Source organism: Streptomyces sp. NPDC052079, from assembly GCF_040680275.1.
Lineage (GTDB): Bacteria > Actinomycetota > Actinomycetes > Streptomycetales > Streptomycetaceae > Streptomyces.
In genome coordinates, this window is the sequence record NZ_JBFAWL010000013.1 from 64094 (window position 1) to 82495 (window position 18402).

Consider the following 18402-nt stretch of genomic DNA (forward strand, 5'->3'; position numbering starts at 1 on the left):
ATTCCGCGACACGGAATCAACAATCTGTTGAAAGAAGCTATCGGGCGACCTCCTCGCCGGTCAACACCGTCCCGTGATCCGGCCCGCCGCCCTCTAGTCATGTTCACGTCTATCTGCGACCGTTTGTCCGTGCCGACTCATCGCCGTGTCACGCGCCGTCCGGTGCTGAAGGGCGCGCTCGCCGCTTCGGTCGCCCTTCCGCTGTCCAGTACAGCACTGCCCTCCGCTCCCGCCTCCGCGGACGAGCGCCGGGACCGTCCCCTGGACGTCATGTCGTTCAACCTGCGGTTCGCGAGTACCGCCGAGCCGCACAGCTGGGCCGCCCGCAGGCCCGTGATGCGGCGACTGCTGCGCCGTGAGCGCCCGCACGTCATCGGCACCCAGGAGGGCCTGTACCAGCAGCTGCGCGACATCGAGGCCGATCTCGGACCGTCCTACGACTGGATCGGCACCGGACGGGCCGGCGGCAGCCAGGACGAGTTCATGACCGTCTTCTACGACACCCGGCGGCTCGTCCCGCTGGCCTACGACCACTTCTGGCTCTCCGGCACCCCGGACGTGATCGCATCGAACACCTGGGGCGGCGCTTCCATCCGTATGGTCACCTGGGTCCGCTTCCGCGACCTGCGCCAGGGCGGCCGGGAGTGCTACGTCCTCAACACCCATCTCGACAACGCGAGCCAGTACGCCCGGGAGCGGGCCGGCGCCCTCATCGCCGAGCGCGTCGGGGCGCTGGCCCGTTCGCTGCCGGTCGTGGTGACGGGTGACTTCAACGTCGCCGCGCACGGCAACCCCGTGTACGACACGCTGCTCGACGCCGGGCTGGTCGACACCTGGGACGCGGCCGCCGAACGCGGGAAGGCGTACGGGACATTCCACGGATACCGGCCGCCGGTGCCGGACGGTCCGCGCATCGACTGGATCCTGGTCACCCCCGGCGTCACGGTGCACCGGGCGTCCATCAACACCTTCGCGGTGGACGGCCGCTTCCCGAGCGACCATCTCCCGGTCCAGGCGGCGCTGACCGTGTGACACACCGAGGCCCCCGCGACCGGAGCTTGAGTTCTAGCGGTCGCGGGGGCCTCGGACGGACGGAGGGGTGATCAGCCCTTGCGGGACTTGATCTCCTCGGTCAGCTGCGGGACGACGTCGAACAGGTCACCGACGATGCCGTAGTCGACCAGGTCGAAGATCGGGGCCTCGGCGTCCTTGTTGACGGCCACGATGGTCTTCGAGGTCTGCATACCGGCGCGGTGCTGGATCGCGCCGGAGATGCCGGAGGCGATGTACAGCTGCGGCGAGACCGACTTGCCGGTCTGGCCGACCTGGTTGGTGTGCGGGTACCAGCCGGCGTCGACGGCGGCACGCGAGGCACCGACGGCCGCGCCGAGCGAGTCGGCGAGGGCCTCGATGATCGCGAAGTTTTCCGCGCCGTTGACACCGCGGCCGCCGGAGACCACGATCGCGGCCTCGGTCAGCTCGGGACGGCCGGTCGACTCGCGCGGCGTACGACCGGTGACCTTGGTGCCGGTCGCCTGGGCGGAGAAGGTGACGCTCAGGGGCTCGACCGCGCCGGCGGCCGGGGCGGCCTCCACGGCGGCCGAGTTCGGCTTGACCGTGATGACCGGCGTGCCCTTGGAGACACGGGACTTGGTGGTGTAGCTCGCGGCGAACACCGACTGCGTGGCCACCGGGCCCTCGTCGCCGGCCTCCAGGTCGACGGCGTCGGTGATGATGCCGGAGCCCAGGCGCAGCGCCAGACGGGCGGCGATCTCCTTGCCCTCGGCGGAGGAGGACACCAGCACGGCGGCCGGTGAGACGGCCTCGTGGGCGGCCTGGAGGGCGTCCACCTTCGGCACGACGAGGTAGCCGGCGTACTCGGGGGCCTCGTGGGTGAGGACCTTGACCGCGCCGTGCTCGGCGAGCGTGGCGGCGGTGTCGGAGGCGCCGTTGCCCAGCGCGACGGCGACCGGGTCGCCGATGCGGCGGGCCAGGGTCAGCAGCTCCAGGGTCGGCTTGCGGACGGCACCGTCCACGTGGTCGACGTAGACGAGAACTTCAGCCATGGGACTTCTTCTCTCCTGCTTGCGAAGTGTGCGGGGGCGGGACGCGAGTCGAGCTCTTGGCTCAGATGAACTTCTGGCTCGCGAGGAACTCGGCGAGCTGCTTGCCGCCCTCGCCCTCGTCCTTGACGATCGTGCCCGCGGTGCGGGCCGGACGCTCGGCCGCCGACTCGACGACCGTGTAGGCGTTCTCCAGGCCGACCTCGTCCTCGTCGATGTCGAGGTCGGACAGGTCCCAGGACTGAACCGGCTTCTTCTTGGCCGCCATGATGCCCTTGAAGGACGGGTAGCGGGCCTCGCCCGACTGGTCGGTGACCGACACGACCGCGGGGAGGGAGGCCTCGACCTGCTCGGAGGCGGCGTCGCCGTCACGACGGCCCTTGACCGTGCCGTCCTCGACGGACACCTCGGACAGCAGGGTCACCTGCGGCACGCCCAGACGCTCCGCCAGCAGGGCAGGTACGACGCCCATGGTGCCGTCCGTGGAGGCCATGCCGGAGATGACGAGGTCGTAGCCGGCCTTCTCGATGGCCTTGGCGAGGACCAGGGAGGTGCCGATGGCGTCGGTGCCGTGCAGGTCGTCGTCCTCGACGTGGATGGCCTTGTCGGCGCCCATGGACAGCGCCTTGCGCAGCGCGTCCTTGGCGTCCTCCGGGCCCACCGTCAGCACGGTGATCTCCACGTCGTCGTCGGAATCCTCCGAGATCTGCAGCGCCTGCTCGACCGCGTACTCGTCCAGCTCGGAGAGCAGACCGTCCACATCGTCACGGTCGACGGTCAGGTCATCGGCGAAGTGCCGGTCGCCAGTGGCGTCGGGCACGTACTTCACAGTGACAACGATCCTCAAGCTCACGCCGGCTCTCCTACTGCATCGTCATTTCTGGCTGCCTGCCTACAGGCAGCATAGGCGCCTGAAGCGGGCGATCCCGGTCGGGGCGACCCACGCTCCGAACGAAATATTACTCGTCAGTACACCCAGTTCTTTCCTGCTAAGCAAGCGCTTTGAACTGTGACCTTCGCAACGCAGCGTAACCGGAACTCGACGGGTCCGCGACCAGGAAGGAGCCCGGCTCAGTCGCGCAGACCGTTGAAGCGTCCCTGGTGGTAGAGGAGCGGACGGCCCTGGCCGGACGGGTCGCCCAGCAGGACCTCGGCGATCACGATCCGGTGGTCGCCGGCGGGCACCCGCGCCACCACCTTGCACACCATCCAGGCCGGCACATCGTCCAGGACGGGCACGCCCTCGGGTCCCTCCCGCCAGGCGGTGGCCGGGCCGAAGCGGTCGGCGCCGCGGCGCGCGAAGGTAGCCGCCAGCTCCTGCTGGTGCTCCCCGAGGACATGCACGCCGACGTGCTCGCTCGTCGCGATCACGGGCCAGCTGGAGCCGCCCGTGCCGACCCCGAACGACAGCATCGGGGGCTCGGCGGAGACGGAGGCGAGGGAGGTGGCGGTGAAGCCGACCGGCCCCCGGCGACCGCGCGCGGTGATCACCGCGACGCCCGCCGCATGCTTGCGGAAGACGGAGCGCAACAGCTCGGGCGAGGCGGGCCGGGCGGTGCCGAGGTCGGACGGGGCCGTCATGAAACTGTCCTTCTGCGGGAGACGACGAGCGGGTTCGCGGCTGCTCACCGGCCCGGTCGGCGCACGCGCGCGGCGCGGGCGGCCGCCGGACGGCCGGGTACCCGCCGGAGGCGAAGGAGTTCCCGAGGCATGGAGTCAGGCTGACGACGGGTGGCATGCACAGTCAAGTCGGTCCGGTGATGTGGGAGATCCCTCACCGTGGTCCCCAAGGCCCTCACACCGCCTCCCCGAGCGCGGCGATGACATCCGCCTTGCGCGGCTGTCCGGCGGCGCGCCGTACGACCCGGCCGGCCGCGTCGAGGACCAGCACGGTCGGCGTGCGGATGATTCCGAGGCGGCGCACAAGGTCCAGCCGGGCCTCGGCGTCGATCTCCACGTGGGTCACGCCGGGCACCAGGCCGGCCACCTCGCCGAGTACACGGCGGGTCGCCCGGCAGGGTGCGCAGAAGGCACTGGAGAACTGCACCAGGGTGGCACGCTCCCCCAACCGGGCACCCAGCTCGCCGCCCAGTTCCGTCTGCGGCGCACTCGCCCCGGCTCGTCCCGCTCCGTCCGGACCTCGCACTCGACCTCTCCCGCCATGGCTGTCCTGTCAGCCGTTTCAAGTGTCCGGAGGGCCTCCCGCATTCCCGGTGGGCGCACAAAGATCGAGGTGGGCCGGGGGCGGACGTGACGAGAATCTCGCCGCCGACGGGCGCCGGGGCTGGTTCACCAGCCGTTCTTGGGGCACCATCTGCGACAAGCCGTAAAACCTACGGCTGCGTAACTTCGACTGGGAGTCCCCTTCCCAGGCAGAGAAGGAAGGGTCCTTACCCGCCCATGGCAGAACTCGTCTACCGGCCCGTCGTCGGTTTCGCCCGCACCCTGTTCAAGCTGTGGGACCTCAAGATCGACTGCCAGGGTTCGGAGAACATCCCGCGCACGGGCGGCGCCGTGCTGGTGAGCAATCACATCAGCTATCTGGACTTCGTCTTCAACGGCCTGGCGGCCCTTCCTCAGAAGCGGCTCGTGCGCTTCATGGCGAAGGAGTCGGTCTTCCGTCACCGCATCTCCGGGCCGCTGATGCGCGGCATGAAGCACATCCCGGTGGACCGTGCGCAGGGCGAGGCGGCGTACGAGCACGCGCTGGGGTCGCTGCGGTCGGGTGAGATCGTCGGCGTCTTCCCGGAGGCCACCATCTCGCAGTCGTTCACGCTGAAGAGCTTCAAGTCCGGCGCCGCGCGCCTGGCGCAGGAAGCGGGCGTACCCCTGATCCCGATGGCCGTGTGGGGCACTCAGCGACTGTGGACCAAGGGCCACCCGCGCAACTTCCGACGCAGCCACACGCCCGTCACCATCCGCGTGGGCGAGGCGCTGGAGGCGTCCAAGGACAAGTACGCCGGGGCGATCACCCGCCAGCTGCGCGAGCGGGTGCAGGAGCTCCTGGAGGCGGCGCAGCGCGCATACCCGGTGCGGCCCAAGGGCCCGGACGACACCTGGTGGATGCCGGCCCACCTCGGGGGCACGGCCCCGACCCCGGAGCAGGTCCGCCGGGCCGAGGCGCACTGACCCGTTCCGCCGCCGGCCCGTCGGCGCCGGTCAGGCCGCAGGGTGGACCGTGACGCGTGCCCCGGGGCTGAACTTCTCCAGCAGACCGGCGAGTTCGGCGGCCGCCGTCTCCACCTCGGGGACCGGCATCGGTGCCATGCCCTCCAGCGTCAGCCGCGCATGCGGCGAGCCGCGCGGCCGTCTCGCGAATACGCGGAGAGGTCCGGCGTTGGCTGGATCAGCTGCATGTCGGCAGAGCATAGAGATGCGGCCGACCGGCAGTCAATGCATTGCCGGTCGACCGCACTTTTATACAGTCAGGCCCAGCGGGCCATCTCCTCCTTGAGCGCCGCGACGAATGTGTCCACGTCGTCCTCGGTGGTGTCGAAGGAGCACATCCAGCGGACATCGCCCGCCGCCTCGTCCCAGAAGTAGAAGCGGAACCGCTTTTGCAGGCGCTCGCCCACCTCGCGCGGCAGCCGCGCGAAGACGGCGTTGGACTGCACCGGGTAGAGGATCTCCACCCCGTGCACGGCGCGCACGCCCTCGGCCAGCCGCTGCGCCATCTCGTTGGCGTGCCGGGCGTTGCGCAGCCACAGGTCCCGGGCCAGCAGGGCCTCCAGCTGCACCGACACGAAGCGCATCTTGGACGCGAGCTGCATGGACAGCTTGCGCAGGTGCTTCATGTGCCGGATGCCGTCCGGGTTCAGGACGACGACGGCCTCGCCGAAGAGGGCGCCGTTCTTTGTGCCGCCCAGCGAGAGCAGGTCGACCCCGGCCGCGTTGGTGAAGGTGCGCAGCGGCACGTTCAGCGTGGCGGCGGCGTTGGCCAGCCGGGAACCGTCGACGTGCACCTTCATGCCGTGCGCGTGGGCGTGCTCGCAGATGGCGCGGATCTCGTCGGGCGTGTAGACCGTGCCCAGCTCGGTGGCCTGGGCCAGGGAGACCACCTGCGGCATCGCGCGGTGCTCGTCGTCCCAGCCGTAGGCCTGCCGGTCGATCAGCTCCGGGGTCAGTTTGCCGTCCGGGGTGGGCACGGTGAGCAGCTTGATCCCGCCGACCCGCTCCGGCGCCCCGCCCTCGTCCACGTTGATGTGGGCGCTCTCGGCGCAGATCACCGCGCCCCAGCGGTCGGTGACGGCCTGGAGCGCCACGACGTTGGCGCCGGTGCCGTTGAACACCGGGAACGCCTCGGCCGTCGGCCCGAAGTGGCTGCGGATCACCTGCTGGAGGTTCTCGGTGTAGGCGTCCTCGCCGTACGCGACCTGGTGCCCGCCGTTGGCCACGGCCAGGGCGGCGAGCACCTCCGGATGGGCCCCGGCATAGTTGTCGCTGGCGAAACCGCGGGCGTCCGGGTCGTGATGACGACGCGCGTCGGTCCTCGGTGGGTTCACGGCTTCTCGGTCAGCCACAGACGCTTTCCATTCACTTCCGCGGCGGGCTTCTCCCAGACACCGACGATGGACTCGGCCAGGTCCTTGACGTCCGTGAAGCCCGCGAACTTCGCGTTGGGGCGGTCGGCGCGCATCGCGTCGTGCACCAACGCCTTGACCACCAGGATCACAGCCGCCGACGTCGGTCCCTGCTCGCCCCCGGCCTTGCGGAAGTAGTCCGCCATGGCCAGCGTCCACGCCTCGGCGGCGGCCTTGGCGGCGGCGTAGGCGGCGTTGCCCGCGGTGGGCTTGCTCGCGCCGGCCGCGCTGATCAGCACGTACCGGCCGCGGTCGCTGCGCTGGAGCGCCTCGTGGAAGGCGAGGCTGGTGTGCTGCACCGTCCGCACCAGCAGCAGTTCCAGGAAGTCCCAGTCGTCCAGGCTGGTCTTGGTGAAGGTCTCGCTGCCGCGCCAGCCGCCGACGAGGTGGACCAGGCCGTCGACCCGGCCGAACTCCTTCTCGGTCCGCGTGGCCCACTCGCGGGTGGAGTCCAGGTCCAGCAGGTCGACCGTGTCCCCGATGACGGTGGCGCCGCCGTGCGCGTAGCGTGCCGCGTCGACCGCTTCCGCCAGACGCTCCGGGTCGTTGTCGGAGCCGACGACCGTCGCCCCCGCCTCGGCCAGCCTCAGCAGTGCCGCCCGTCCCGCGGGTCCTCCCGCGCCGGCGACCGCGATCACCGCACCGTCAAGCGCCCCGTTCCCCATGATGTTCGCCTCCTGAGCAGTGTTGTGAACGAGATCGCTCACGCGGCGACCCGCTCGGCACCGTCCGCCGTGATGCCCTTGGTAGAGGCGATCACATTCTTCAGCTTCTTGGACAGTGCCTCATAGAACATGCTCAGCGGAAACTCGTCCGGAAGCACGTCATCGACGAGTTTGCGCGGCGGCAGCGTCAGGTCGAGGGCGTCGGGGCCCTTGGCCCACTTGGAGCCCGGATGCGGGGAGAGATAGGCGGAGACCAGTTCGTACCCGGCGAACCAGTGCACGAGCTTGGGACGGTCGATGCCCTCGCGGTACAGCGTCTCGATCTCGGCGCACAGCTGGTTGGTGACCTGCGGGGCGCGCTCCCAGTCGATGGAGAGCTTGTTGTCGGTCCAGCGGACGACGTCGTGCTTGTGCAGGTAGGCGAAGAGCAGCTGGCCGCCGAGGCCGTCGTAGTTGCGCGTCCGCTCGCCGGTGACGGGGAAGCGGAACATCCGGTCGAAGAGCACCGCGACCTGGACGTCACGGGCCTGCGGGACACCGTCGCCGGCGAGCTTCACGGCCTCCTTGAAGGCGGTGAGGTCGCAGCGCAGCTCCTCCAGGCCGTACATCCAGAACGGCTGGCGCTGCTTGATCATGAACGGGTCGAACGGCAGGTCGCCGTGGCTGTGGGTGCGGTCGTGGACCATGTCCCAGAGCACGAACGCCTCTTCGCAGCGCTTCTGGTCGTGCACCATGGCGGCGACGTCCTCGGGCAGCTCCAGGCCCAGGATGTCGACGGCGGCCTCGGTGACGCGGCGGAAACGGGCCGCCTCGCGGTCGCAGAAGATGCCGCCCCAGGTGAAGCGCTCGGGGGCCTCGCGTACGGCGATGGTCTCGGGGAAGAGGACCGCGGAGTTGGTGTCGTAGCCCGCGGTGAAGTCCTCGAAGGTGATGCCGCAGAACAGCGGGTTGTCGTAGCGGGTGCGCTCCAGCTCGGCCAGCCAGTCGGGCCAGACCATGCGCAGCACGACCGCCTCGAGATTGCGGTCGGGGTTGCCGTTCTGGGTGTACATCGGGAAGACCACCAGGTGCTGGAGGCCGTCCACGCGGTTCGCGGCGGGCTGGAAGGCCAGCAGCGAGTCGAGGAAGTCGGGCACCTGGAAGCCGCCCTCGGCCCAGCGGGCCAGGTCCTTGGCCAGGGCCTCGTGGTAGGCACGGTCGTGCGGGAGCAGCGGGGAGAGCTCCTCGACGGCACCGATCACGGCCCGCACCGCGCGCTCGGCGTCGGCACGCTCCGGGGCTCCGTCGGCGTCGAAGTCGATGGAACCGTCCTTGGACTGCCAGGGCCGGATCCGCTCCGCGGCATCCTTGAGCACGGGCCATGCCGGGTGCTCGATCACCCTGGTCACCGAAGGAATCTTCCCCCCGGTACCCACCTGCACAAGAATTTCCGTCATGCCCCATCCTCCACGGGAGAACCTCGCGTATGACGACCGTATACACAGAGGGTTTCTCCCAGCAAGGGGCCCCTCGGGAAATTATCCTGCCGCACCCCTGCCTCCACCGCATTTTTTACTGCGGAACACCTGTGTGGACGACGCTGTGTGCAATCGATGTTCAGCCTCTGGACGCGGCGGGCACAGGCGATACGGTCCTTGAGGGCCGTAGGGACGCGGCCCCCCGCCGCCGTCGACGGAAGCGAGTCGGATCTTGAACTTCCTCACCATCGGTCACCGCGGAGTCATGGGTGTCGAGCCCGAGAACACCCTCCGGTCCTTCGTCGCCGCCCAGGAGGCGGGCCTGGACGTCATCGAACTCGATCTGCATCTGAGCAAGGACGGCGCGCTCGTCGTCCTGCACGACACGGAAGTGGACCGCACGACGGACGGCACGGGCCTCGTCGCCGACAAGACACTCGCCGAACTGCGCGCCCTGGACGCGGGGCACGGCGAACGCATCCCCCTCTTCGACGAGGTCCTGGAGGCCGTCCGGGCACCGCTCCAGGCCGAGATCAAGGACGTGCGCGCGGCGCGGGCGCTCGCCGAGGTGATGAACGAGCGGGACCTGGCGGGGCGGGTGGAGGTCGCGTCGTTCCACGACGAGGCGATCACCGAGATCGCGCGGCTGGTGCCCGGGGTGCGCACGGCGCTGGTCGCCAGCCGCTACGGCACCGACGTCGTGGACCGGGCGGTCGCGGCCGGCGCCTCCACCGTCTGTCTCAACATCCGCCGGCTCACCCTGGAGGTCGTGGAGCGGGCGCGGAAGGCGGATCTGGCGGTCCACGGCTGGGTGGTCAACACCCAGGAGCACCTGAGGCTGGTCCGCGCCCTGGAACTCGACGGGGCGACCACCGACTACCCGGAGATCAAACGCACCGGCCGCTTCACCGCGTGACCAGTCCGGTGCGGGCGGCGGTCAGGCCAGCTCCTTCACCAGCAGTTCGAACTGCAGGTCGTCACGCTGCGGGATGCCGAAGCGCTCGTCGCCGTACGGGAAGGGCGTCATCCTCCCCGTACGGCGGTAGCCGCGCCGCTCGTACCAGGCGATCAGGTCCTCCCGCACGGAGATGACCGTCATGTGCATCTCGTCCACGCCCCAGGTCTCGCGGGCGCGGCGCTCCGCCTCCGTGAGGACCGTCCTGCCGAGTCCGGCTCCCTGGAGGGCGGGGCTGACCGCGAACATCCCGAAGTAGGCGTACGCACCGCGGTGTTCGAGCTGGCAGCAGGCGACGATCCGGCCCTCGCGCTCCACCGTGAGCAACCGGCTGTCCGGCGACTTGACGACCTCCAGCACGGCCTCCGGGTCGGTCCGCTGCCCCTGCAGGATGTCCGCCTCGGTGGTCCACCCGGCCCGGCTGGCGTCTCCCCGGTACGCCGAGTCGACCAGCGCTACGAGGGCGTCCACGTCGGCGTCGGTGGCGTCGCGGAAGGTCAGTGCGGTGTCGGTGGCGGATTCCATGGGCGGGTCTCCCGGTTCGTGTGCGCCGCCTGCGGCGTGGCTCGGACGGGGACGAGACTAACCCGGCCGTTACGCTCGGCCGCATGGTGCATGTACTGGGCAGCCGCGTCCTGCTCCGCCCCACCGATCCCGACCGCTCCCGCGCCTTCTACGGCGAACAGCTGGGCCTGGCCGTCCACCGCGAGTTCGGTACGGGCCCCGGGCGCGGCACCGTCTACTTCCTCGGCGGCGGGTTCCTGGAGCTCTCGGGCCGTTCGGACGCCGCTGCGGCCGGGTCGCCGGACGTCCGGCTGTGGCTCCAGGTCGAGGACCTCGCGGCGGCGCACCAGGAGCTGGAGGCCAAGGGGGTCGGCATCGTCCGTCCCCCGGTGCGGGAGCCGTGGGGGCTGATCGAGATGTGGATCGCGGATCCGGACGGGACGCCGATCGTCCTCGTCGAGGTCCCGGCCGACCATCCGCTGCGGTACCGGCCGGGGATCTGACGGCGCCGTTCAGCCGGGGCGGTGTTCCCAGCCGCGGTCGGTGCGGGTCAGTTCGCGAAAACCGCAGCGGGTGAGCTTTTCGAGCATGCTCCGGTCGGTCTCCGGCTCGTAGGCGGCCAGACGGTCCACGCCGCACAGGCGGAGCCAGTCGGCGGCGTGGGCCAGCAGCCGCTCCTCCAGGCCGGTGTCATGGGCGGCGGGCTCGATGTGGAGGTTGCCGACGTCCGCGAGGCCGGCGGCCCGCGTGAGGCGTTCGGGGCGGGCCAGTGCCGTGTCGACCTCGATGAAGCCGCGGGCGCTGCCGTCCGTGTACGCCGTGAAGCGGGTGCCGCACTCCCCCACGGTGCGCAGGAAGGTGACGTCCTCGCCGGGCTCGTCGGGCGGCAGGTCGGCCACGCGGGCCAGGAGGATCACCTCGGTGTCCCCGACATGCCGGAAGCCCGCGGCCTCGTAGACGGCTCGCACATGCGGCCAGTTCCGGGGCAGTCCGTACACGACAGGGGCCGGCAGGGCCCCGTCGGCGTAGCGGACGCGGACGTTCCAGCGGGCGAGCAGGGCCAGACAGGCCCGCATCAGGAGGTGCCCGGCGTCGGCGGCGTCCGGCAGGAACGAGGCCGGCGGGCGGCAGACGAACCAGTCGATCTCCCCGGCGTCCCGGTAGCTTTCGCCGACTTCCGCGTCGGCGCGGTAGCGCAGCAGATGGGCGCCGGCGACGACGTGTCCGCGCAGCTCGGCGACGAGCGTCGCGCGTTCGGCCACCCAGGGGTCCGTGATGAACTCGCCGGGCTGGCGCTCCAGGTCGCCGAGGACGGTGTTCACGGAGACGGAGACGCCGGGGACGACGGCCGCGACATGGGTGTTGACCAGGTCGGTGAGCTGGTCGCGATCGGTGCGGCGGAAGGGACGTACGGCAAGCGCGGGCACGGGGTACCTCCGGGCAGGGTGAAGGAGCCGGGGGCCGCCACGCGGTGCGGTACGGGGCGAGAGTACGGCCGGACCGCGGGCAAGCGCCAGCCGGTTTCGCGCGGGATGGCCGGGGGCGGGGGCCGGCTTTGGTGTGCGGAGGGACGCAAGGAGCGCCATGGAACTGTCCGCACCGTGATCGGCGGGCCCTGCTGAGCCGAGCTGGGCACCACCGACCTCCAGTCGGCCGCACGCTTCTCCACACGGCTGTTCGGCCGCCGCCCCGGGATCAGCAGCAGGAGGCGGGCGGCTGCAGGGTCGCCCGCCTCGGTGACGCACCGGTCGCCGCACGAGCACCGCTGTACCGGGAGTCCCAGCCGGTCGCGTGGAGGGCGGGCACCTTCCCGGGCGCCGGGGCGTTCAACGTCCCGGGTCACCGGGCTGGATGGAGCTGCTGACCCGTGCGCCCCACGGGGCCGTGGCCTTCTGTACCGCCGTGTTCGGCTGGCGCGTGGACCCGTCCCTGCGCCCCGGTGGGGCGTGGATGGCGCTCCAGCCGGTCGCGTGGAGGGCGGGCACCTTCCCGGGCGCCGGGGCGTTCGACGTCCCGGGGTCACCGGGCAGGGGTGAGCTGCTGACCCGTGCGTCCCAGGGGGCCGTGGCCTTCTGTACCGCCGTGTTCGGCTGGCGCGTGGACCCGTCCCTGCGCCCCGCTGGGGCGTGGAGCGCGGACTTCGGCGGCATGGTGAGGATGGACGAGAAGTTCCCGCACGAGGTGCCCGCGCATTGGCGGCCGTACTTCGCCGTCGACGACGTGGACGCCCCCGCGGTGATAGCGCCGGAAGGGGGCGCGGGGCCGGGGGTGCCGTCACACGCGGAGTGCGCCTAGGCGGCCCTCCAGCTGTCCGAGCAGTGCGCCGAGCAGGGCGGCCAACTCGCCGAGTTCCGGGCTGTCCAGACCGGACAGCACGGCGGTCTCGTAGGCCAGCTGCGCGGGCAGGAGGCCGTCGACCATGTCTCGTCCGGCGTCGGTGAGGCGGACGTGGGCGACCCGGCGGTCGCGGGCGTCGCCCCGGCGTTCCACCAGCCCGCGCTCGGTGAGCTGCTTGAGGCGCTTGGTGACGGCGGCGCCCGAGGAGAAGGTCTCCCGGGCCAGCTCGCTCGGGGTCAGTTCGTGGCCGGTGCGGCGCAGCGCGCCGAGCAGGTCGAACTCCGCGCGGGAGAGCCCGGCCCGGCGCAGCGGGGCGTCCTCCGCCTGCTGGAGAAGCGCGGCGCAGCGGTTGATGCGGCCGATGACCTCCATCGGGCCGGTGTCCAGGCCGGGGTGGACGGCCCGCCACTGCCGGACGACCGCGGCGACGGTGTCGCCCCTCCGTCCGGGCGGATTCCCGTCGCCCGGCGAAGGTTCCTCGCCTCTCGCCCGTGGTCCCTCGGTCGCCGTCATGGCCGTGCATCCTCCGTGTGCGTGCCCGTGCCGGGTCCGGGAGCTCGCCCCGGCGTCGTACCGTCTACCGTCGCCGCGAGCGTACGGTGTCCCGCCTGCTCGGCGAGCGCGACCCGCTCCTGCGCCGGGGTGCGCCGCCACCACTCGCCGGACGCGGCGTCGGTGGTTGCGCGCAGTTCGGCCAGGGCCGGTTTGCTGACCTGCTGCGCTCCCCCGAACGCTCCCCGCATACCCCTGTGCGCTCGCGTGCCCGCCGCCGGGGTTGGGCATCCCCTGACCGACCGCCGTACGGATCGAGGGGGAGGTGGGTGTGCACGGACCGGGGTCCTCCGGGTGGCTGCTGGTCGCGCTCTGCGCGGCGACCGGCGTCTACTGTCTGCTGCGGATGCGCAGCTCTGTGGAGGAGCAGCGCCGGGCCGCGGGCGGCGAGGCCCTGATGGGCTTCGGCATGGCCGTGATGGCCGTGCCGGCGACGGTGTTCAGCCCCCCGTCCTGGGCCTGGCCGGCCCACGCCGCGGTGTTCGGAGCGGCCGGGCTGCACGCGCTGTGGGCGGCCCGCACGGGCGCCCGCCATCTGCACCATCTGATGGGCGCCGGGGCGATGGTGTACATGGCCGTGACCATGGCCTTGGCCTCCCCCGGCCACGGGGAGGGACATCCACCCGGGCCCGGCGGCGCGGGCATACCCCTGCTGACCGGGGCCCTGCTGCTCTATTTCGTCGCGTACGTCCTCGTGACGGGCGCGCGTCTGGTGCCGGTGACCGCCCCGGCGGGGAGCGGCCCGGAGCCCGGCTGGGGCGACCGGCCGGAACTGGCGCGGGTCTGCCGGCTGTCCATGGGCATCGCGATGGTGGCGATGCTGCTGACGATATGACGGCCGTCCGGTGGCCGCGCCGGGGCGTTGTCTGCGTCACTTCGGGTCCCGACCTCGTACCCCTGGGCAGCCCGCGCTCATAGGCTGCACACATGATCCTCCCCGCGGTCCTGCTGCTGCTCGGCGTCCTGACCGCTGTCGTGGGTCCCCGGCTGCTCGCCCGGGCCGACTGGCCCGACCGTGAACCGGTGGTGGCGCTGTGGGCGTGGCAGTGCGTGATCGCGGCCGTACTGCTGTGCTGCGCCCTGTCGATGACGTTCAGCGCGGCGGCCGCCTGGCACGCGGTAGGCGGCCAGGTGTTCGCCACCGCACCCAGCGCGGTCGTGGAGGCGTACTCCCTGGGCACGTCGGGACTCTGGGCCAAGACCACCGCGGTGGCACTGGCGTGCGGGGGGCTGTGGAGCGCCGCGATGCTGGTCCGGGAGGTCGTACGGGCTCGCGCGCGGCGGCGGGCCCGCCGGGCTCAGCTGCGGCTGCGCGCACCGCTGTTGCCGGGAGAGGAGCCAGGCACCGACCGGCTGGTGGTCCTGGAGGGCGAGCGGCCCGACGCGTGGTGGCTGCCCGGCACCCCGCCCCGACTGGTCGTCACCACGGCCGCGTTGCGCCGCCTGAAGGGCCGGCAGCTGGACGCCGTCCTCGCCCATGAGCGGGGGCACGCGCGCGCCCGGCACGACTGGCTGCTGCACTGTTCGTCCGCACTGGCGGGAGGCTTCCCGCAGGTGCCGGTGTTCGCGGCGTTCCGCGAGGAGATGCACCGGCTCGTCGAACTCGCCGCCGACGACACGGCGTCCCGCCGCTTCGGCCGGCTGACCACGGCCCTCGCCCTGGTGGAACTCAACGAGCACCGTGGCGTGTTCGGCCCCGGGCCGCACGCGGAAGCGCAGGCCCAGGTTCCGGCCCGGGTGCACCGGCTGCTGACTCCCGCGGACCGGCTGACCGCGGGGCGACGGCTGCGGCTGACCGCCGTCGCGTCGCTGGTACCGGTGGTGCCCCTCCTGGTGGCGTTCGTACCGGGATTGCGGGCACTGGGGTAGTCCGCGGGCCGGGAAGGGGCCGGCGGCGGTGACATGACTGGCCCCGGAAGCCGCCGGTCGACAAGGATCGCCCCATGAGCATCCCCCACACCACATCCCCGCCCAGGCCGCCGCAGCACCGTCCCGCCGTCCTGTACGCCGGAGCGCTGGCCGTGTGTTCGGCACTGCTGCTGGCCCTGGTCGCCGTCGAGTGGAGACCGCTGCTCGGCCTGGACGGCGACATCTCCCGCACCGCCCACCGCTGGGCGGTGGCGGAACCCGGGCTGACCCGGGCCGCCCGCATCCTGACGGACTGGGTCTGGGACCCGTGGACGATGCGGGTGCTGTGCGGTGTGGCGGCGGGACTGCTGGTGTGGCGGTACGCGGACCGGTGGAGCGCGGTGTGGCTGGTGCTGACGGTGGCCGTCGCAACGGCCGTGCAGCAGGGCCTGAAGGCCGCGCTGGGCCGTGCCCGCCCGGTCTGGCCCGACCCGGTCGACTCCGCGCACTACGCGGCCTTCCCCTCGGGCCACGCCATGACCGCGACGGTCGTGTGCGGGCTTCTGCTGTGGCTGCTGCACCATCACGGGATCGACCGCGCCCTGTGGTACGCGGCGCTGGCGGTGGCGGTGGTCTCGGTGACCGGCGTGGGCCTCACCCGCGTCTGGCTGGGCGTCCACTGGCCGACGGACGTCCTGGGCGGCTGGCTGTTCGGCGCCCTGCTGGTGACGGCGGCGGTGGGCATGCACAGGCAGCGTCACCCCTGAACCGCGGCAACCCGCATTCCGTGCGGCGCCTACGGGCCGGGCCCGCCCCGCCCGTAGGCGCCCCGACCGGCGCGTGGGCCTGTCCGGCGGACCAAGTCGGGGGAAAGGGGCGGCGCCGTGCAACCCAGGTGAGCGGGGTCCGGTGCGTTCAGCTGCAAGGCGGAGGGAGTCGACGCGATGGCGGTCCCCCCGCTCGAGCGAAGTCGAGAGTGGGGAGTCGGCGACCGACGACAACGCCGCAGATGGGCGCACCAGACCCAGCGTCCCCGGCATGATCCCGCCGGACAGGCCCTAAGCCAGGCAAAGGCCGTCCGCCTCGGACGATCCCCCGCGTCGCCCGAGGCGGACGGCAGCCCGGACCGGGCCCTGAGGCCCGGTCGGATGCGTTGAGTATAGTTGGCTGGCAGCCAGTCAACGCAGGAGTCCAGCATGTCCCCGCGCAGCGCCCTGGTCAATGAAGAGTTGCGGAGGCGTTCGAAGGAGCGGCTTCTGCACGCCGCCGTCGAGCTGGTCAGCGAGCACGGGTACGAGGCGACGACGCTCGGCGACATCGCCGACCGGGCGGGTTCCGCGCGCGGCCTGGTCTCGTACTACTTCCCGGGAAAACGCCAGCTGGTGCAGTCCGCCGTGCACCGTCTGATGCACCGGACGCTGGAGGAGGCCCTGGAGCGCGAGCCGTGCACGGAGGACGGCCGGGAGCGGATGGCGCGGGCCATCGACGCGGTCCTGGGCCTGGCGCGGGACCGGCCGGTGCTGATGCGCCAGCACATGGCGGGACTGCTGCAGGCCGAGGGATTTGTGCCCTGCCCCGAGCAGCGGCGGCTGGCCGAACTGCTGAGCGACACCGTCGCCCGGCACGGCTCCCGCGATGTCGAGTCCGACTATCCGATGCTGCGCGCCCTGCTGATGGGTGCCGTCTACGCGGCCCTGATGCCGGGGGCGCCGATGCCCGTGCCGGTGCTGCGCGCGGAGTTGTTCAAGCGCTACCGGCTCGACTGGGCCATGGGTGTCCCGCCGGACACCGCGGCGCCCGGCGGGACGTGTGAGAAGGACCGGACGGACATGGCCCGGTTCTTCGCGACGGAGCCGGAGGCTCAGTCGAAGTAGTCCGGCTGCGTCTGGACGTTGAGCTCACGCATGTGGACCCAGCGGGCCGGGTCCGTACGCCGGTCGTCGATCCTCAGGACGTCGAAGCCCTTGGCGATGTCGTTGGAGTAGATGTAGCCGTTGTAGTAGTACGCCGACCAGGATCCGCCGGTGACGATCCGGTCGGTGGTCAGCGGGCCGCGCTCGAAGTAGGCGATCTCCTTCGGCTTGGCGGAGTTGGTGAAGTCCCAGACGGAGACGCCGCCCTGGTACCAGGCCTGGACCATCAGGTCGCGGCCCCGGACGGGGATGATCGAGCCGTTGTGGGCGACGCAGTTCTCGGTGTCCGCCTGGTGGCGCGGGATCTTGAAGTAGCTCCGGAAGACCAGCTTGCTGCGGTCACCCTTGCCGATGATGTCGTAGATGCCGTCCGCGCCGCGGTTCGGGCCGATGTCCGCGTTGCAGGTGGCGGCGCCGCCACCGCCCAACTCGTCGGTGAAGACGACCTTGTCGGCCCCCTGGTTGAAGGTCGCCGAGTGCCAGAACGCGAAGTTGACGTTGTCCTGCACCCGGTCGATCACCCGGGGACGCTCCGGGTTCTTGATGGAGAACAGGATGCCGTCGCCCATGCAGGCACCGGCGGCCAGGTCCTTGGACGGCAGCACGGTGATGTCGTGGCAGCCGGTGGTTTTGGAGACACCCGGGTTGGTGGGCCCGCCCGGGTTGCCGCCGCCGTCCGGGCCCTCACCCGGGAACAGCACCGGGAAGCCGACCAGCGCCGCCTTGTGCGGGGCGTTGCGCGGGACCTTGATGACGGAGATGCCGTCGTGCGGCGGCTGGCAGTCGGGGTAGGCGGCGTTGGGCGAGTACGAGGAGACGTAGATGTAGACGTTCTTGCGCTCGGGCACCAGCGTGTGGGTGTGCGAGCCGCAGGCGGTCTCGACGGCGGCGACGTAGCGCGGGTTGCGCTTGTCGCTGATGTCGAAGACCTTCATGCCCTCCCAGGAGGACTTCTCGGTCGCCGGCTGCGTGGTGCTGTTGCAACTGCTGTCGCTGCGCGAGGAGTCCGTGGACAGGAACAGCAGGTCGCCGGAGACGGAGATGTCGTTCTGCGAGCCGGGGCACAGCACCTGGGCCACGGTCCTGGGCGCCTTGGGGTTGCTGATGTCGAAGATGCGGAAGCCGTCGTAGTTGCCGGCGAAGGCATACCGGCCCTGGAAGGCCAGGTCCGAATTGGTGCCGGGCAGCGCATCCTTGGGGATGTTGGCCACGTGCTTGATGTTGTCCGAGTGGACGACCTCGTCCTGGGCGGGTATCTCGCCGCTCTTGATGGCCTCGCGCGCCTCGGCCTGGTCGCTGCGCGAGACCGCCTTGCCGTCGGCCGGCGAGTCCCCGGGGTCGGGGATCGCCCCGGCCGGCGCGGCGGTGAGCAGCGCGGCCAGCAGACCGCCTGCCACCGCGGCAACTCCCAGCCGTCTGCGCCGGGTTCGGGAATCTCTCAACAGGATCACTGTTTCCTCCCTGGTTCCGTTCACTTCTGAACGGTTTTCGCATGCGCAGTATCGTCTGGACATGCACATACCAACAG

The 18402-nt window shown here is 71.4% G+C and carries 19 protein-coding genes and 3 pseudogenes; 9 read left to right on the top strand and 13 right to left on the bottom strand.

Annotation, left to right across the window (positions count from 1 at the left end; translation table 11 throughout):
* The first annotated feature begins 129 nt into the window (after positions 1–129).
* A complete protein-coding gene (locus tag AB0L56_RS19915) occupies positions 130–1032 on the top strand; it encodes an endonuclease/exonuclease/phosphatase family protein (RefSeq protein WP_365424937.1) in 903 nt (300 codons plus the stop codon).
* A 71-nt stretch (positions 1033–1103) separates the two neighbouring features.
* Here AB0L56_RS19915 and AB0L56_RS19920 read toward each other — a convergent pair whose 3' ends face one another.
* The 4 genes from AB0L56_RS19920 to AB0L56_RS19935 all read right to left on the bottom strand — a co-directional run bounded on the left by AB0L56_RS19920 (position 1104) and on the right by AB0L56_RS19935 (position 4155).
* Positions 1104–2066: an electron transfer flavoprotein subunit alpha/FixB family protein gene (locus AB0L56_RS19920; RefSeq protein WP_365424939.1), complete on the bottom strand. Its 963-nt coding sequence runs from the start codon at positions 2064–2066 to the stop codon at positions 1104–1106.
* A gap of 61 nt (positions 2067–2127) precedes the next feature.
* The gene (locus tag AB0L56_RS19925; protein WP_365424941.1) at positions 2128–2916 is read right to left on the bottom strand and encodes an electron transfer flavoprotein subunit beta/FixA family protein; all 789 of its coding nucleotides are present in this window, start codon (positions 2914–2916) and stop codon (positions 2128–2130) included.
* Positions 2917–3134: 218 nt separating this feature from the next.
* Positions 3135–3644 (bottom strand): flavin reductase family protein, encoded by a 510-nt coding sequence (locus AB0L56_RS19930; RefSeq protein ID WP_361023662.1) that lies wholly within the window; start codon positions 3642–3644, stop codon positions 3135–3137.
* Between the two features lie 214 nt (positions 3645–3858).
* Positions 3859–4155, bottom strand: a complete 297-nt coding sequence (locus tag AB0L56_RS19935; protein WP_365425100.1) for a thioredoxin family protein — start codon at positions 4153–4155, stop codon at positions 3859–3861.
* A 308-nt stretch (positions 4156–4463) separates the two neighbouring features.
* Here AB0L56_RS19935 and AB0L56_RS19940 point away from each other — a divergent pair, with 308 nt between their 5' ends.
* Positions 4464–5192: a lysophospholipid acyltransferase family protein gene (locus tag AB0L56_RS19940; RefSeq protein ID WP_361023665.1), complete on the top strand. Its 729-nt coding sequence runs from the start codon at positions 4464–4466 to the stop codon at positions 5190–5192.
* A gap of 30 nt (positions 5193–5222) precedes the next feature.
* Here the strand turns inward: AB0L56_RS19940 and AB0L56_RS19945 are convergent.
* From AB0L56_RS19945 to AB0L56_RS19960, 4 genes and pseudogenes are all read right to left on the bottom strand, one after another.
* A pseudogene (locus AB0L56_RS19945) lies at positions 5223–5339 on the bottom strand (cytoplasmic protein); the annotation flags it as partial.
* A 149-nt stretch (positions 5340–5488) separates the two neighbouring features.
* Entirely contained in the window at positions 5489–6565 is a 1077-nt protein-coding gene (locus AB0L56_RS19950; protein WP_365424944.1) for a low specificity L-threonine aldolase, read from the bottom strand.
* On the bottom strand, positions 6562–7308 hold the full coding sequence (locus tag AB0L56_RS19955) for an SDR family NAD(P)-dependent oxidoreductase (protein WP_361024271.1): 747 nt from the start codon (positions 7306–7308) through the stop codon (positions 6562–6564). Before AB0L56_RS19955 ends, AB0L56_RS19950 begins: the two co-directional genes overlap by 4 nt.
* A 38-nt stretch (positions 7309–7346) precedes the next feature.
* Positions 7347–8744 carry a DUF6421 family protein gene (locus AB0L56_RS19960; protein ID WP_365424946.1) on the bottom strand — a complete coding sequence of 466 codons (1398 nt, stop codon included), beginning with the start codon at positions 8742–8744 and terminating at the stop codon, positions 7347–7349.
* 253 nt (positions 8745–8997) lie between these two features.
* Here AB0L56_RS19960 and AB0L56_RS19965 point away from each other — a divergent pair, with 253 nt between their 5' ends.
* Positions 8998–9681, top strand: a complete 684-nt coding sequence (locus tag AB0L56_RS19965; RefSeq protein WP_361023675.1) for a glycerophosphodiester phosphodiesterase family protein — start codon at positions 8998–9000, stop codon at positions 9679–9681.
* Between the two features lie 21 nt (positions 9682–9702).
* On the opposite strand, the gene AB0L56_RS19970 is transcribed toward AB0L56_RS19965, so the two are convergent.
* Positions 9703–10245, bottom strand: a complete 543-nt coding sequence (locus AB0L56_RS19970; RefSeq protein ID WP_365424948.1) for an N-acetyltransferase — start codon at positions 10243–10245, stop codon at positions 9703–9705.
* Between the two features lie 83 nt (positions 10246–10328).
* Here AB0L56_RS19970 and AB0L56_RS19975 point away from each other — a divergent pair, with 83 nt between their 5' ends.
* The gene (locus AB0L56_RS19975) at positions 10329–10727 is read left to right on the top strand and encodes a VOC family protein (RefSeq protein ID WP_361023681.1); all 399 of its coding nucleotides are present in this window, start codon (positions 10329–10331) and stop codon (positions 10725–10727) included.
* Between the two features lie 9 nt (positions 10728–10736).
* Here the strand turns inward: AB0L56_RS19975 and AB0L56_RS19980 are convergent, their stop codons facing one another.
* On the bottom strand, positions 10737–11651 hold the full coding sequence (locus AB0L56_RS19980; protein WP_365424950.1) for an N-acetyltransferase: 915 nt from the start codon (positions 11649–11651) through the stop codon (positions 10737–10739).
* A gap of 201 nt (positions 11652–11852) precedes the next feature.
* Between AB0L56_RS19980 and AB0L56_RS19985 the strand changes: the two are divergent.
* Positions 11853–12459, top strand: a pseudogene (locus AB0L56_RS19985) (VOC family protein); the annotation flags it as partial.
* A 39-nt stretch (positions 12460–12498) separates the two neighbouring features.
* Here AB0L56_RS19985 and AB0L56_RS19990 read toward each other — a convergent pair.
* Both AB0L56_RS19990 and AB0L56_RS19995 read right to left on the bottom strand, forming a co-directional pair.
* Positions 12499–13074: a MarR family transcriptional regulator gene (locus AB0L56_RS19990; RefSeq protein ID WP_361023687.1), complete on the bottom strand. Its 576-nt coding sequence runs from the start codon at positions 13072–13074 to the stop codon at positions 12499–12501.
* Positions 13074–13262: pseudogene (locus tag AB0L56_RS19995) on the bottom strand (FUSC family protein); the annotation flags it as partial. The pseudogene AB0L56_RS19995 and the gene AB0L56_RS19990, both read right to left, overlap by 1 nt.
* 122 nt (positions 13263–13384) lie before the next feature.
* Here AB0L56_RS19995 and AB0L56_RS20000 point away from each other — a divergent pair.
* The 4 genes from AB0L56_RS20000 (at position 13385) to AB0L56_RS20015 (ending at position 16835) form a co-directional block, all read left to right on the top strand.
* A complete protein-coding gene (locus tag AB0L56_RS20000) occupies positions 13385–13948 on the top strand; it encodes a DUF5134 domain-containing protein (protein WP_365424953.1) in 564 nt (187 codons plus the stop codon).
* A 92-nt stretch (positions 13949–14040) separates the two neighbouring features.
* Entirely contained in the window at positions 14041–14982 is a 942-nt protein-coding gene (locus tag AB0L56_RS20005; RefSeq protein ID WP_365424955.1) for a M56 family metallopeptidase, read from the top strand.
* Between the two features lie 74 nt (positions 14983–15056).
* Positions 15057–15728, top strand: a complete 672-nt coding sequence (locus AB0L56_RS20010) for a phosphatase PAP2 family protein (protein WP_365424957.1) — start codon at positions 15057–15059, stop codon at positions 15726–15728.
* 429 nt (positions 15729–16157) lie between these two features.
* A complete protein-coding gene (locus tag AB0L56_RS20015; protein WP_365424959.1) occupies positions 16158–16835 on the top strand; it encodes a helix-turn-helix domain-containing protein in 678 nt (225 codons plus the stop codon).
* Here AB0L56_RS20015 and AB0L56_RS20020 read toward each other — a convergent pair.
* Positions 16823–18325 (bottom strand): hypothetical protein, encoded by a 1503-nt coding sequence (locus AB0L56_RS20020; RefSeq protein ID WP_361023702.1) that lies wholly within the window; start codon positions 18323–18325, stop codon positions 16823–16825. The two genes, AB0L56_RS20015 and AB0L56_RS20020, sit on opposite strands and share 13 nt — an antisense overlap.
* Positions 18326–18402 lie beyond the last annotated feature (77 nt).